Below are 14,767 nucleotides of genomic sequence, written 5' to 3' on the forward strand. Positions count from 1 at the left end.
GCCGGGAAAGACCATGCAACACGGCAAGTACCGATTCGTCGCGGGCTTCCTGGCCCTGCCTCTGATCGTCTACGCGATCTTTGTGATCTCACCTTTCGTCCAAGCGTTCCAGATCTCGATGACCGACTGGTCGGGACTGGTCGGGACGGCCGAGTTCGTCGGGCTCGACAACTTCCGGCGGCTCTGGGAGAGCGACGAATTCTGGAATGCGCTGCGGCACAACATCTACATGCTCGCGCTGATCCCCGTGATCACGCTGGGAATGGGCCTCTTCTTCGCCTTCATGCTCAATGTCGGCGGACGGCGCAAGAAGAACGAAGTGGTCACCGGGGTGGCCGGTTCCAAGTTCTACAAGTTCGTCTTCTTCTTCCCCCAGGTCATTTCCATCACGATCATCGCGGTGATCTGGTTCAACATCTACAACCCGGACCCGCACGACGGAATGCTCAACTCGTTCCTGGGGACCGTGGGGCTCGACTCGCTGCAGAACGCGTGGCTGGGCGAGAAGAGCATCGCGCTCTGGTGCATCAGCGCCGTCATGGTGTGGAGCAACGTCGGCTTCTACGTCGTGCTCTTCTCCGCCGCGATGGCCTCGATCCCGCGCGAGATCTACGAGGCGGCGCTGCTGGACGGCGCCGGCCGCTTCGACACCTTCTTCAAGATCACCGTCCCCCTGCTGTGGGACACCGTGCAGACCGGCTGGGTGTACATGGGCATCATCGCGCTCGACGCGTTCGCCCTGGTGCAGATCATGTCGGTCAACATGGGCGGGCCGGACGGCGCCACCGACGTCATGCCGCTGCGGCTCTTCCAGACGGCCTTCCGCGACAGCCAGTTCGGCTACGCCTCCGCCATGGGTATCGCGATGCTGATCGTCACGATGGCCTTCGCCGTGCTCACCATGCGCTTCGCGCGGCGTGAGCGAATCGAGTTCTAGGGGTTACGGGCGCATGACGATCGACGAAACCGAGGCCGTGGCCAAGCAGGACCCGGCCCCGACGGGGACGGCCCGGCCCGTACCCGCCAAGCGCAAGAGCGGCGGCGAGGGCGGTGTCCTCAACGTCTTCTCGCACGGCATGCTGGTCGTGTGGACGCTGATGGTCGGCGTGCCGCTGCTGTGGGTGCTGTGGAGCGCGTTCAAGGACAGCAACGGCATCCTCACCGACCCGTGGGGCCTGCCGACCTCGCTGCACTGGGAGAACTGGTCCAACGCGTGGAACGACGCGCACATGGGCCGCTACTTCATCAACACCGCCATCGTGGTGGGCGGTTCGGTCACCGGCACGATGATCCTCGGCTCGATGGCCGCGTACGTGCTGGCCCGGTTCCAGTTCCCGGGGAACAGGTTCATCTACTACCTGTTCGTGGCCGGCATGTCCTTCCCCGTGTTCATGCTGGTGATCCCGCTCTTCTTCGTCCTGCGGGACTTCCCCGGCGGCTCGCTCCTGGCGACCTACCACGGGCTGATCCTGGTCTACATCGCCTACTCGCTGCCGTTCACCGTCTTCTTCATGACGGCGTTCTTCCGCACGCTGCCCGCCTCGGTGGCGGAGGCGGCGATGATCGACGGGGCCTCGCACACCCGTACGTTCTTCCAGGTGATGCTGCCGATGGCCAAGCCCGGCCTCATCAGCATCGGCATCTTCAACTTCCTGGGCCAGTGGAACCAGTACCTGCTGCCCATGGTGCTGGACCAGGACGAGGACAAGTACGTCCTCACCCAGGGGCTCGCGATGATCGCCCTCCAGCAGGGCTACGACAACGACTGGGGCGCCCTGATGGCGGGCATGATGATCGCCATCATCCCCGTCCTGGCCGTGTACGCGATCTTCCAGCGCCAGGTCCAGGCGGGCCTCACCGCCGGCGCCCTCAAGTAGGCGTTCACCTCTCGAAACCGGAAACCGCCCGTCGGCTCGGCCGACGGGCGGTTCTTCGTGCTGCCCGGCCCGGCGCGGCCGTGGCGCGACCCCGGACCGCCCGCGCTCAGGTCTTGACGGGGAGTACCCCAAAACGGTCAGCTTGGAGTTCACATGTTGGAGAATAGGGCAGGAGTGAGTGAGTCGATGGAGACTCCCGGGTCGCAGACGTCTCTGCATCGCGCCAACCTCGAGCGGGTCGTACGCGCCGTACGCATGGCGGGTTCGCTCACACAGGCGGAGATCGCGAGGAGTACGGGCCTGTCCGCGGCCACGGTCTCCAATATCGTTCGTGAACTGAAGGACAGCGGCACGGTCGAGGTCACCCCCACCTCGGCGGGCGGCCGGCGCGCCCGCAGCGTCTCGCTCAGCGGGGACGCGGGCATCGTGATCGGCGTCGACTTCGGCCACACCCATCTGCGCGTGGCCGTGGGCAACCTCGCCCACCAGGTGCTCGCCGAGGAGTCCGAGCCGCTGGACGTGGACGCCTCCTCGGCCCAGGGCTTCGGACGGGCGGAACAACTGGTCAACCGGCTGATCGACACGACCGGGATCAGCCCCGGCAAGGTCATCGGAGTGGGGCTCGGTGTACCCGGCCCGATCGACGTGGTGTCCGGCACGCTGGGCTCCACGTCGATCCTGCCGGGCTGGACGGGCATCAACCCCAGCGACGAGCTGTCCTCGCGCCTGGGCGTACCGGTGTACGTGGACAACGACGCCAACCTCGGCGCGCTCGGCGAGCTGGTGTGGGGGAGCGGCCGGGGGGTCAAGGACCTCGCGTACATCAAGGTCGCCAGCGGCGTCGGCGCCGGTCTGGTCATCGACGGCCACATCTACCGGGGCCCCGGCGGCACGGCCGGCGAGATCGGCCACATCACCCTGGACGAGTCGGGCCCGGTCTGCCGCTGCGGCAACCGCGGCTGCCTGGAGACCTTCACGGCCGCGCGCTACGTCCTGCCGCTGCTCCAGCCCAGCCACGGCCCCGATCTCACCATGGAGCGGGTGGTCCAGCTGGCCCGCGAGGGCGATCCGGGGTGCCGGCGGGTGATCGGTGACGTCGGGCGGCACATCGGCAGTGGTGTCGCCAACCTTTGCAATCTCTTGAACCCGAGCCGGGTCGTACTCGGCGGTTCGCTGGCGGAGGCGGGCGAGTTGGTCCTCGGACCCATCCGGGATTCCGTGTCCCGGTACGCCATCCCCAGTGCGGCGCGGCAGCTCTCGGTACTGCCGGGGGCCCTGGGAGGACGCGCGGAGGTGCTGGGCGCGCTGGCCCTCGTACTGAGCGAGATGGGGGATTCGACCCTTTTGGAGAACGGCACGCCCGCAGCGACCCCCGCCTTCACTTAGAAAACGGATGGCACCGTTGTCATCTCGTTAAGGATTTACTCCTTGACGTCGTCCGTGCGGCCGAGTTGACTTCCAGCCACCTCGGCCGCGACGTTGCGGCCTCGTCAGGGAGGCACACCCCCAATGAACGCAATGACGCGACGCATCGTCATAGGCACGGCCGCCGTCTCGATGGCCGTCTCCCTCGCCGCGTGCGGCAAGGCCGGCGACGACAAGGACTCGGCGGACTCGGGCAGCAAGACCAAGATCGGCCTGCTGCTCCCGGAGAACAAGACCGCCCGCTACGAGACGCTGGACAAGCCGCTGTTCATCGAAGCGGTCAAGAAGGACTGCGCGGACTGCGAGGTCGTCTACAAGAACGCGGCCGGTGACGTCGGCCAGCAGAAGCAGCAGTTCGAGCAGCAGATCGCCGACGGCATCAAGGTCATCGCGATCTCCTCCGTCGACGCCGAGAAGGCCGCCGGCTGGATCGCCGCCGCGCACAAGAAGGACGTCAAGGTCGTCGCGTACGACCGCGCCATCGCCGGTGCCGACGCCTACGTCAGCCACGACAACGAGAAGATCGGCAAGCTCCAGGGCCAGGCCATCCTCGACGCCCTCGGCTCCAAGGCGGCCGGCGCCAACCTCGTCATGATCAACGGCGACGAGAAGGACCCCAACGCCGGCCTGTTCAAGAAGGGCGCGCACGCGTCCCTCGACGGCAAGATCAAGATCGCCTACGAGGCATCCGGCGAGTGGGACCCGAAGATCGCCGGTGAGAAGATGACCGCCGCCATCTCCTCGGTCGGCAAGGACAAGATCGACGCGGTCTACTCCGCCAACGACGGCATGGCCGGCGGCATCATCACCTCCCTCGGCAACGCCGGCATCAAGGAAATCCCGGTGGGCGGCCAGGACGCCGAACTCCCCGGCATCCAGCGGATCATCGCCGGTACGCAGACCTTCACCATCTACAAGTCGCCGAAGCAGCTCGCCCCGACGGCCGCCCAGTTCGCCGTCAACCTGCTCCACGGCAAGGACATCGGCGCCGCGGGCGAGACGGACGGCGTTCCCTCCACGCTGCTGGAGCCGACCGTGGTCAACAAGGACAACATCCAGTCCACCGTGATCAAGGACGGCATCTACGAGGCGTCCAAGGTCTGCGTCTCGGACATCGCCGACAAGTGCGCCGCGCTGGGCATCAAGTAGCCCCTCCCCGCGCCGGGGCCGCCGGGCCCCGGCGCGCACGGGCCCGCTCCGCCCCGTACGGCGGAGCCCGCCCGTCCCACGGCTGTCCGGCCCCGGTCGGCTCATACCCCGCTGCCGCCGGGGACCGGACGCTCACCCCCCCGTACTTCCCGTACGCCGGCCCGCCCCCGCGGCCCGGCGTCTTTGCCGGTCAGCCGGCACATCCCCGCCGGGTCAGGCGGCGAAGGAGATGGTTCACGTGTCACAGACGCCCGTGCTGGCGTTGCGTGGAGTCCGCAAGCGATTCGGAGCGGTCCAGGTCCTCTCCGGTGTCGATCTCGAAGTCCACGCCGGAGAAGTGGTCGCCCTGGTCGGCGACAACGGCGCAGGAAAGTCCACGCTGGTCAAGACGATCGCCGGGGTGCACCCCATCGACGAGGGCGCCATCGAGTGGGAGGGCGCCAAGGTGGACATCAGCCGCCCGCACGACGCCCAGAACCTCGGCGTCGCCACCGTCTACCAGGACCTCGCGCTCTGCGACAACCTGGACGTCGTCGCCAACCTGTTCCTCGGACGCGAGATCAAGAGGGGCGGAATCCTCGACGAGGTCGCCATGGAGAAGCGGGCCCAGGACCTCCTGTCCACCCTCTCCATCCGCATCCCCAGCGTCCGCATCCCGGTCGCCGCGCTCTCCGGCGGCCAGCGCCAGGTCGTGGCCATCGCCCGCGCCCTGGTCGGCAACCCCAAGATCGTGATCCTGGACGAGCCCACCGCCGCCCTCGGCGTCGAGCAGACCGCACAGGTCCTCGACCTGGTCGAGCGACTGCGCGAGCAGAACCTCGGCGTCATCCTCATCAGCCACAACATGGCCGATGTCAAGGCCGTCGCCGACACCGTCGCCGTGCTGCGCCTCGGCCACAACAACGGCACCTTCCCCGTGGCGACGACCAGCCACGAAGAAATCATCGCCGCGATCACGGGCGCCACCGACAACGCCGTGACCCGCCGCAAGTCCCGCAGCGCGGAGGCATCCAAGTGAGCGACATCAACGAGACCGCGACCGACACCGCGCCGCCGAAGGACGCCCCCGAGGCCCCGGCGGCCGGCGCCGTCACCACCGTCGACCCCCGCCTGCTCGTCCGCGAACAGGGCATCAAGGGCTACTGGATCGAGTTCGAGCGCAAGGTCCGCTCCGGCGAGATCGGCTCGCTGCCCGTCGTGCTGGGCCTGATCATCATCGGGATCGTCTTCCAGCTGGAGACCGGCAACTTCCTCACCTCGTACAACCTCGACCAGATCACGCTGTACGCCACCGGCCCCGGCATCATGGCCGTCGGCATCGTCTTCGTCCTGCTGCTCGGCGAGATCGACCTCGCGGTCGGCTCCGTCGCGGGGCTCGCGGGTTCGGTGTGGGCCGTGCTCGGCACGGACATGCCCGACTCCCTCGCCATCCTGCTCGGCATCCTGTCCGGCACCCTCATCGGCGCCTTCCACGGCATCGTCTTCGCCAAGATAGGCGTGCCCGCGTTCGTCGTGACCCTGGCGGGCTTCCTGGGCTGGGCCGGCATGCAGACCTGGGTGATGGGTGACAAGTCCACCATCACCACCCCGCTCGGCAGCTTCGTCCGCGACCTGACCAGCTTCTACTTCAGCGACATCGCCGCCGCCTACGGCCTCGCCATCGCCGTGATCGCCGCCTTCTACCTGGCGCAGCTGCGCGACTCCCGCCGCCGCAGGGCGGCCGAGCTGCCGTACCGCCCGCAGAGCGAGATCATCCTGCGCACCGTGCTGCTCGCCGTCCTGTGCCTGCTCGCCGCGTACGGGTTCAACCAGGAGCAGGGCCTCCCGCTCTCCCTGGTGATCTTCCTCGCCATCCTGGTCGTCACCGACTTCATCCTGCGCCGCACCACCTACGGCCGGCAGGTCTTCGCGGTCGGCGGCGGCATCGAGGCGGCCCGCCGGGCCGGCATCAACGTGTCCTGGATTCGCATCTCGGTGTTCGCGATCTCCGGCACGCTCGGCGCGGTCGGCGGCCTCTTCCTGGCCTCCGCGACCGGCGGCGCCGACCGCTCCCTCGGCGGCGGCAACCAGCTCATGATGTGCATCGCGGCGGCCGTCATCGGCGGTACGTCCCTGTTCGGCGGACGCGGCAAGGTCTGGTCCGCGCTGCTGGGCATCCTGGTCATCCAGTCGATCGTCCAGGGCCTCAACCAGATGGACCTGTCGTCGAACGCGATCCAGTACATGATCACCGGCGCGGTGCTCCTCATCGCCGTGATCATCGACTCGGTCTCCCGCAAGACCCAGAAGACCGCAGGCCGCGCCTAGCGCGGGCCCGCACACGCCTTCCCGCCGGAGCCCGGCCCCCCGCCAAGGGGCGCCGGGCTCCGGCGCGCGACGGGACGGAAGGGGCAGTACGCCCCGCCTCCCGCTCCGGAGGGAGGCCGTTAGACTCATCGGATCGGCAAGCTCGACCAGCACAATCGCAAGGAGGCACGGTGACACAGCCGCGCGAAGCGCGTCCCGCACGGGCGGTGGTGGGCGACGGAGGAGATCTGCTGACCGGCATCGGCGGACCACGTGACCTCGACCGACTCACCCCCGAGCAGCTGGTCCGGCTCGCCGAGGAGATCCGCACCTTCCTCGTCGACGCCGTCTCCAAGACCGGCGGCCACCTCGGACCCAACCTCGGCGTGGTCGAGCTGACCATCGCCCTGCACCGGGTCTTCGACTCGCCGAAGGACAAGGTCCTCTTCGACACCGGCCACCAGAGCTACGTGCACAAGCTCCTCACCGGCCGCCAGGACTTCAGCAGGCTCAAGAGCAAGGGCGGCCTGTCCGGCTACCCCTCGCGCGCCGAGTCCGAGCACGACGTCATCGAGAACTCGCACGCCTCCACCGTCCTCGGCTGGGCGGACGGCCTCGCCAAGGCCAACGAGGTACGCGGCAAGGACGACCACGTCGTGGCCGTCATCGGCGACGGCGCGCTGACCGGCGGCATGGCCTGGGAGGCGCTGAACAACATCGCCGCCGCCAAGGACCGCCCCCTCGTCATCGTCGTCAACGACAACGAGCGCTCCTACGCCCCCACCATCGGCGGCCTCGCCAACCACCTCGCCACCCTGCGCACCACCGACGGCTACGAGCGCTTCCTCGCCCGCGGCAAGGACCTCCTGGAGCGCACCCCCGTCGTCGGCAAGCCGCTGTACGAGACGCTGCACGGCGCCAAGAAGGGCCTCAAGGACTTCATCGCCCCGCAGGGCATGTTCGAGGACCTCGGCCTGAAGTACGTCGGCCCCATCGACGGCCACGACATCGAGGCCCTGGAGTCCGCGCTCCAGCGCGCCAAGCGCTTCGGCGGCCCCGTCATCGTGCACTGCCTCACCGAGAAGGGCCGCGGCTACACCCCCGCCCTCCAGGACGAGGCCGACCGCTTCCACGCCGTCGGCAAGATCCACCCCGACACGGGCCTGCCCGTCGCCACCTCCGGCCTCGACTGGACCTCGGTGTTCGGCGAGGAGATGGTCAAGCTCGGCCACGAGCGCGAGGACATCGTCGCCATCACCGCGGCCATGCTCCAGCCGGTCGGCCTGACCAAGTTCGAGAAGGAGTTCCCGGACCGGATCTACGACGTCGGCATCGCCGAGCAGCACGGCGCCGTCTCCGCCGCCGGCCTCGCCACCGGCGGACTGCACCCCGTCTTCGCGGTGTACGCCACCTTCCTCAACCGCGCCTTCGACCAGGTCCTGATGGACGTCGCCCTGCACAAGTGCGGGGTCACCTTCGTCCTGGACCGGGCCGGCATCACCGGTACGGACGGCGCCTCGCACAACGGCATGTGGGACATGTCCATCCTCCAGGTCGTCCCCGGCCTGCGCATCGCCGCCCCGCGCGACGCCGACCAGGTCCGCGCCCAGCTCCGCGAGGCCGTCGAGGTCGACGACGCCGCCACCGTCGTCCGCTTCTCCAAGGGCGCCGTCGGCCCCTCGGTCAAGGCCGTCGGCACGGTGGGCGGCATGGACGTGCTGCGCAAGCCGACCGCCGCCAAGCCCGACGTGCTGCTCGTCTCCATCGGCGCGCTCGCCCCGATGTGCCTGGAGATCGCCGACCTGCTCGACGCCCAGGGCATCTCGACCACCGTCGTGGACCCCCGCTGGGTCAAGCCCGTCGACGAGGCCATGGCCCCGCTCGCCGCGCAGCACCGCGTCGTCGTCACCGTCGAGGACAACAGCCGGGCCGGCGGCGTCGGCTCCGCGATCTCCCAGGCCCTGCGCGACGCCGACGTGGACGTGCCGCTGCGCGACTTCGGCATCCCGCCGGTCTTCCTCGACCACGCGTCCCGCAAGGAGGTCATGGCCGAGATCGGGCTGACCGCCCCGGACATCGCCCGCCAGGTCACCGGCCTGGTCGCCAAGCTCGACGGCCGCTACGACACGGCCGCCGACAACCGCACCGTCGCGGAGCACGTCGCGGACTGACCCGTACCACCGCTTCGGCCGAACGGGCCGGTCGGACCACCCGTAACGAGTGGTCCGACCGGCCCGTTCGCGTGAAATCCGGCCCCGGCAGGCGTGCCGCGCGCACGTGGTGATGCATGCTCCGAATCATGGCGGGCACGACAAGTGCGTGGAGGTACGCCGGTGAGCACGCAGCAGGACCTGCCCCCCAGCGGAGACGGGCTGTTCAGGACCAAGACGGTCGAGCAGTCCATCCGGGACACCGAGGAGCCGGAGCACGCCCTCAGAAAGTCGCTCTCCGCGCTCGACCTCACCGTCTTCGGAGTCGGCGTCGTCATCGGCACCGGGATCTTCGTCCTCACCGGAAAGGTCGCCAAGGAGACCGCGGGCCCCGCCACCGCCCTCGCCTTCGTGGTCGCCGGCGTCGTCTGCGCCCTGGCCGCCCTGTGCTACGCGGAGTTCGCGTCCACCGTCCCGGTCGCCGGGTCCGCGTACACCTTCTCGTACGCCTCGCTCGGCGAACTGGTCGCCTGGATCATCGGCTGGGACCTGGTGCTGGAGTTCGCGCTCGGCACCGCGGTGGTCGCGGTCGGCTGGTCCGGCTACGTCCGCTCGCTGCTGGACAACGCGGGCTGGCATCTGCCGGACGTGCTGTCCGGGCCCGACGTGGCGGAAGGATTCGGCTTCGACATCCTCGCCTTCGCCCTGGTGTTGCTGCTCACCGTGATCCTGGTGCTCGGCATGAAGCTCTCCGCCCGGGTCACCGCCGTGGTCGTCGCCGTGAAGATCGCCGTCGTGCTGATCGTCATCATCGCCGGACTGTTCTTCATCGACACCGGCAACTACTCGCCGTTCATCCCGGAGGCCGAGCCGCAGCCCTCCGGGTCGGGGCTCGACGCCCCGCTGGTCCAGCTCATCTTCGGCTACGCCCCGACCAACTTCGGCGTGATGGGCATCTTCACCGCCGCCTCCATCGTCTTCTTCGCCTTCATCGGCTTCGACGTCGTCGCCACGGCCGCCGAGGAGACCAAGCTGCCGCAGCGCGACATGCCGCGCGGCATCCTGGCCTCCCTGCTCATCTGCACCGTGCTGTACGTCGCGGTGTCGATCGTCGTCACCGGGATGCAGCACTACACGGAACTGTCCGTCAGCGCCCCGCTCGCGGACGCCTTCAAGGCGGTCGGGCACCCCTTCTACGCGGGCGTCATCAGCTTCGGCGCCGCCGTCGGCCTCACCACGGTCTGCATGATCCTGCTGCTGGGCCAGACCCGGGTGTTCTTCGCGATGAGCCGCGACGGCCTGCTCCCCACGTTCTTCTCCAAGACCCACCCGCGCTTCCGCACCCCGTACCGCCCGACCATCCTGCTCGGTGCGGTGATCGCCGTGGTCGCCGGGGTGACCAGCATCAACGAGCTGGCGACCCTGGTGAACATCGGCACCCTCTTCGCCTTCGTGGTCGTCGCGCTCGGCGTCATCGTGCTGCGCCGCACCCGTCCGGACCTGCACCGCGCCTTCCGTACGCCGCTGGTGCCGCTGATCCCGGTCCTGTCGGTGGCCGCGTCGGTCTGGCTGATGCTCAATCTGCCGGCCGAGACCTGGCTGCGGTTCGCGATCTGGATGGTGCTCGGCGCGATCATCTACTTCGCGTACGGCCGCTCGCACAGCCGCCTGCACCGCGACCGGGGCTGACCCGGGCCGCGGACTGTCCGGGGGCCTCGCATGCGCGGGCGGACGCGGTGATTCCATGGGTTCGAACGGTGATTCTATGATGGGTGCTCCCCGACTTCCGGGTGCCGGTCGTGACACAAAGCCGCAGATCGGGAGCGGACCATCACGGAAGGAAGACGCCACGACATGCGAGTCAGGTCGAGACGTGTCCGGGGGAGTGCCTCCGGCAAGGGCGAGGACGCCCTGCGAGACGTCGAAAGCCCCAGTGGGACGGCCGGAACCCCGGTCGACGGACGCTGGCTCGTGCGTGGCAAGGACGGCCGGCTCACCGCGTACGCCCGCGACGAGGACGGGATCGTGCGCTGGACCGAGGAGCGACCCGGCGGCCCCCGCTGGCAGGGCCCGGAGTTCTTCCCCGCCCCGGACGTCGACCGCATCGGCATCGCCCAGGGCGAGGACGGCTATGTCCACTTCGTCGGGCGCCGCTCGGTGCGGGAGGACGAGGGCCCGCCGAAGGTGGACCTCGTCCACGCCGTCCAGTACCAGACGGGCCGCCCGGTCACCGCGTTCCGCTCGCTGGGCAACCCGTACAAGGACGGTGACGAGCGCGGCGCCCGCATCGGCCCCCCGGGCGCCGCGGTCGCCCCGACCGGCATGGTCCACGTCTTCGTCCGCAACGCCAACGGCGGGATGATGCTGCGCCGCGAGGCGAAGAACGGCAAGTGGGAGGGGTGGAAGGACCTCCGGGGCACCCTCGGCAAGGAGACGATGGCCGTCGCGGTCGCCGAGTCCGGGCGCATCGAGCTGTTCGTCCCCGGCACCACCAAGGCGATGCGGTGGGCCCAGAGCGAGCCGGGCGGAGCCTTCGAGAAGGGCACCAACCTCAACGTCAAGATCGCCGGCGGCGCGGTGAGCGCGCTGGCGACGGCACCCGACCGCAACACCTACTACTGGACCGACGCCGCCACGGGCGCCCTGGTCGCCAGCCGCGCGGACACCCCGCCCGTCACCATCGGCGACACCCCGGCCGAGGGCCGGATCGCCGTGCTGCGCGCCGAACTGGACGGCTACGACTGCACGGTGCTGGCCCACCGCACGCGCGACGGCCGCGTGATGCTGGCGGCCTGCGGTACGGAGAACGAGGCCGGGGGCCTGTGGTGGGCGGCGACGGGGGAGCGCACCCCGGCCCCGCCCGCGCTGGCGCTGGACGGCCGGGGGCGCGTGGTGCTCGCGCTGATGGGTGAGCGCGGCGGGCTGTACGTGGCCCGGCAGAACGACGAACCGGGCCTGGCGCTGGGCCCGGCCGAGCGGGTGTGAGGAAGCGCCGGACAGCGTTGGTGCGGGGCGCCGGACACAGGGGGAGCGGGGCGCCGGCTGCTGCCGGCGCCCCGCTCCTTTCCGTTCTGTGCGTCCGGGGTCCCGGCCCCGGACGCGGTGTCAGCCCTCGCCGAGCGCGGGCGACTTCTTGGCGGTCTCGGGGATCGGCGCGTCCTCGCGGATCGCCTTCCACAGGGCCGATGCGCGCGACTCGACGGCCACGACGCGGTTGCGGTCGATCTTGTCGTACTCGACGGGCAGCATGATCGTCTCCATCGACTCCGGGTCGACCCCGTTCATCGACCGGGCGAACTTCGCGAGCGAGGTGAGCGAGGCCAGCTCGTCGTCGGTGGTGAGGGCGGCGGTGGCCGAGTTGGCGATCTTGTAGGCGCTGGTCGGGCTGCCCAGCAGGTCCTGGCTCTTGACCTCCTTGAGCAGCGCGACGAGGAACTGCTGCTGGAGGCCGATGCGGCTCAGGTCCGTACCGTCGCGCAGGCTGTAGCGGGTGCGGACGAACTTCAGGGACTCGGTGCCGTCGAGCTTCTGCGGGCCGGCCTCGAGGTCCAGCCCGGTCTTCTTGTCGTGGATGGGTTCCTTGACGTCGATGGTGACGCCGCCGATGGCGTCGACCAGCCCCTTGAACCCGGCGAAGTTGATCTCCAGGTAGTGGTCGATGCGCACGCCGGACATCTTCTCGACGGTCTTGACCACGCAGGACGGGCCGACCTGCGAGTAGACCGAGTTGAACATCACACGGTTCGCGGTGGGCACCGTCGAGCCGTCCGCCCTGGTGCACTCGGGCCGGGTGACGAGGGTGTCGCGCGGGATGGACACGGCGACGGCCTTGTCCCGGCCCTCCGGGATGTGCACGACGAGCGCGGTGTCGGAGCGTGCCCCGCTGACCCCGGCCCCGCCGCCGAGTTCCTTGTTCTCGGACCCGGCCCGCGAGTCCGAACCGAGGACGAGCAGGTTCTGCCCGCTGGTCGGCAGCTTCTCGGGGCGGTCCTCGCCGAGCGCCTTGTTGATGTCGACGCCGGTGATGTTGCCGTCGAGCCGGCTGTAGAGCCAGTAGGCCGTGCCGCCTGCGGCGATGAGCAGGACGAGCAGGACGATCAGGGTGATCTTGAGGCCGCGGCGCCGCTTGCGGCCTGCCTTGCGGCTCGCCTTGCGCTTCCCTGCGCGGCCGGGGGACGCCGGACTGCTTTCCTGCGTGCTCTCGGCTGTCGCGTCGTGGGTCATCGTGGTCGAGTCCTCAAATCTCGTGGCCCCTGTGGCGGGCTGTGGAGTGCGTGGGACTCGGGTGGGGGGCGCGGCCGGTCCGTGCGTGTATGACTGAGCGTGCACTATAGAACAGAGGATCGTGCGAACGGGTGTTTTGGTTCCCGGCGTCCGGGGACTGAATGGCCGCGCTTGGCAGGCCGGTGCTGAGCATATGATGCTATTGGTCCCGTGTGCGCGGGATGAAGAGCCGGTGAAGGGCAGGGGGGCCAGGGGGCATGAGGAGAAGGAAACCGGACTTCTCGGGCGGCGCCCTGCTGTCGGCTCCTCCGTCCGGCGGTCACCGGGTCACCGGGACCCCGCGCGGACGCTGGATGACGCTGGGTAAGGACGGCAGGCTCACGCTGTACGCCCGTACGGACGGCGGACTGCTGCGCTGGACGCAGCGGAGCGTGGCCGGCGACGCCTGGGACGGCCCCGACCTCTTCCCGATCGAGGGCCTGACCGACCTGACCGTCGTCCAGGGCGCCAACACCTACGTCCACTTCCTGGGCCGCCGCGAGGGCCGCGACGCCGAGGGCCCCCACGTGGACTTCGTGCACGCCGTCCAGTACCAGACGGGCCGCCCCGTCACGGAGTGGCGCTCCCTCGGCAACATCTACCGCGACCGGGAACGGGGCCTGAAGGTGGGCGCCCCGGCCGGGGCCGTCGACGCCCAGGGCACCGTCTTCGTCTTCGCGCGCAACGCGGGCCGCGGCCTCCAGATGCGCCGCGAGGGCAAGGGCGGCAAGTGGGGCTCCTGGCAGGACCTCAAGGGCGCCGGCCTCTCCGCGGAGATCGTGCCCTCGGTGACCTCCGGCGGCCTCGTGGAGGTCTTCGTCACGGGCGACCGGGGCGTGCAGCAGTGGCGCCAGGAGGCGCCGGACGGCCCGCTGGTGATGGCCCCCGCCCTGCAGTTCTACGCCCTGGAGGACTCCGCGACGGCGCTGGAGACGGCGCCGGACCGGCTCACGTACTACTGGACCGACGTCCACCGAACCGGTGTCGTCTGCTACCGGGCGGGCGCCTGGCCCGTCCCGGTGGGCGGTCAGCCGGGTGACGGTCCCGTGGCCGCCCTGCGCGCCGTGCTCGACGGCTACGACTGCACGGTGCTGGCCCAGCGCGGCGCGGGCGGCACCCTGCTCGTCGGGGTCTGCGGCACCGAGGCGGAGCAGGGCGGCGTCTGGTGGTCCGACACCGCCGAGGAGTGCACCGGCGAGCCCGCCCTCGCCGTCGACGGGCACGGTCGCGTCGTCGTGGCGGTGTGCGGGCGGGACGGCACGGTCTCCGTCGCGCGGCAGGAGGAGGGGCCGGGGCTCACGCTCTCGCCCCGGTGGCGGCGACTGTGACCCCGCGGGGTCCCGCGGAATTCGGCAGCGCTGCGTGACATCGCGCCGCCACTCCGTGTTCACGTGATGTTTTCGTGAAGTTGTAGAAGGTTGTACGGGGCACCAGTGGGATTCGTCACTGGCATATGCGAGATGTGTCCGCTTTTTTGACTGGACGTTGACCACTTATTTATGTGAAGGTTCTGTGGCTTGTTCACAAGTGAGCAAGCTCGACCGCCTCTCGGGGCGGTCTTCATGGGGGATGACAGGTTTCGGTCTCATGCCGTCCTCGTCCGGCCGCAACGAGGCG

General features: G+C 69.6%; 11 protein-coding genes. 10 read left to right on the forward strand and 1 reads right to left on the reverse strand.

The window, feature by feature from the left end:
- The first annotated feature begins 13 nt into the window (after nucleotides 1-13).
- The 9 genes from OG710_RS24430 (at nucleotide 14) to OG710_RS24470 (ending at nucleotide 11,872) form a co-directional block, all read left to right on the forward strand.
- Nucleotides 14-937: a carbohydrate ABC transporter permease gene (locus OG710_RS24430; protein ID WP_330241219.1), complete on the forward strand. Its 924-nt coding sequence runs from the start codon at nucleotides 14-16 to the stop codon at nucleotides 935-937.
- Nucleotides 938-950: 13 nt separating this feature from the next.
- A complete protein-coding gene (locus tag OG710_RS24435) occupies nucleotides 951-1,877 on the forward strand; it encodes a carbohydrate ABC transporter permease (protein WP_330241220.1) in 927 nt (308 codons plus the stop codon).
- A gap of 186 nt (nucleotides 1,878-2,063) precedes the next feature.
- The gene (locus tag OG710_RS24440) at nucleotides 2,064-3,263 is read left to right on the forward strand and encodes an ROK family transcriptional regulator (RefSeq protein WP_330241221.1); all 1,200 of its coding nucleotides are present in this window, start codon (nucleotides 2,064-2,066) and stop codon (nucleotides 3,261-3,263) included.
- A gap of 123 nt (nucleotides 3,264-3,386) precedes the next feature.
- Entirely contained in the window at nucleotides 3,387-4,451 is a 1,065-nt protein-coding gene (locus OG710_RS24445; RefSeq protein ID WP_443064291.1) for a sugar ABC transporter substrate-binding protein, read from the forward strand.
- Between the two features lie 229 nt (nucleotides 4,452-4,680).
- Nucleotides 4,681-5,469 (forward strand): ATP-binding cassette domain-containing protein, encoded by a 789-nt coding sequence (locus OG710_RS24450; RefSeq protein WP_330241223.1) that lies wholly within the window; start codon nucleotides 4,681-4,683, stop codon nucleotides 5,467-5,469.
- Nucleotides 5,466-6,758 (forward strand): sugar ABC transporter permease, encoded by a 1,293-nt coding sequence (locus tag OG710_RS24455; protein ID WP_330241224.1) that lies wholly within the window; start codon nucleotides 5,466-5,468, stop codon nucleotides 6,756-6,758. The genes OG710_RS24450 and OG710_RS24455 overlap by 4 nt, the downstream gene beginning before the upstream one ends.
- A 170-nt stretch (nucleotides 6,759-6,928) precedes the next feature.
- Nucleotides 6,929-8,908, forward strand: a complete 1,980-nt coding sequence (dxs, locus tag OG710_RS24460; RefSeq protein WP_330241225.1) for a 1-deoxy-D-xylulose-5-phosphate synthase — start codon at nucleotides 6,929-6,931, stop codon at nucleotides 8,906-8,908.
- Between the two features lie 162 nt (nucleotides 8,909-9,070).
- Entirely contained in the window at nucleotides 9,071-10,576 is a 1,506-nt protein-coding gene (locus tag OG710_RS24465; RefSeq protein ID WP_330241226.1) for an amino acid permease, read from the forward strand.
- Nucleotides 10,577-10,741: 165 nt separating this feature from the next.
- Nucleotides 10,742-11,872 (forward strand): hypothetical protein, encoded by a 1,131-nt coding sequence (locus OG710_RS24470; RefSeq protein WP_443064292.1) that lies wholly within the window; start codon nucleotides 10,742-10,744, stop codon nucleotides 11,870-11,872.
- Between the two features lie 120 nt (nucleotides 11,873-11,992).
- On the opposite strand, the gene OG710_RS24475 is transcribed toward OG710_RS24470, so the two are convergent.
- Nucleotides 11,993-13,111, reverse strand: coding sequence for an LCP family protein (locus OG710_RS24475; RefSeq protein ID WP_330241228.1), 1,119 nt, complete (start codon nucleotides 13,109-13,111; stop codon nucleotides 11,993-11,995).
- A 257-nt stretch (nucleotides 13,112-13,368) separates the two neighbouring features.
- Between OG710_RS24475 and OG710_RS24480 the strand changes: the two genes are divergently transcribed.
- Nucleotides 13,369-14,478: a hypothetical protein gene (locus OG710_RS24480; protein ID WP_330241229.1), complete on the forward strand. Its 1,110-nt coding sequence runs from the start codon at nucleotides 13,369-13,371 to the stop codon at nucleotides 14,476-14,478.
- Nucleotides 14,479-14,767: the final 289 nt, after the last annotated feature.

Origin of the sequence: Streptomyces sp. NBC_00525, from assembly GCF_036346595.1 — a bacterium.
GTDB lineage: Bacteria > Actinomycetota > Actinomycetes > Streptomycetales > Streptomycetaceae > Streptomyces.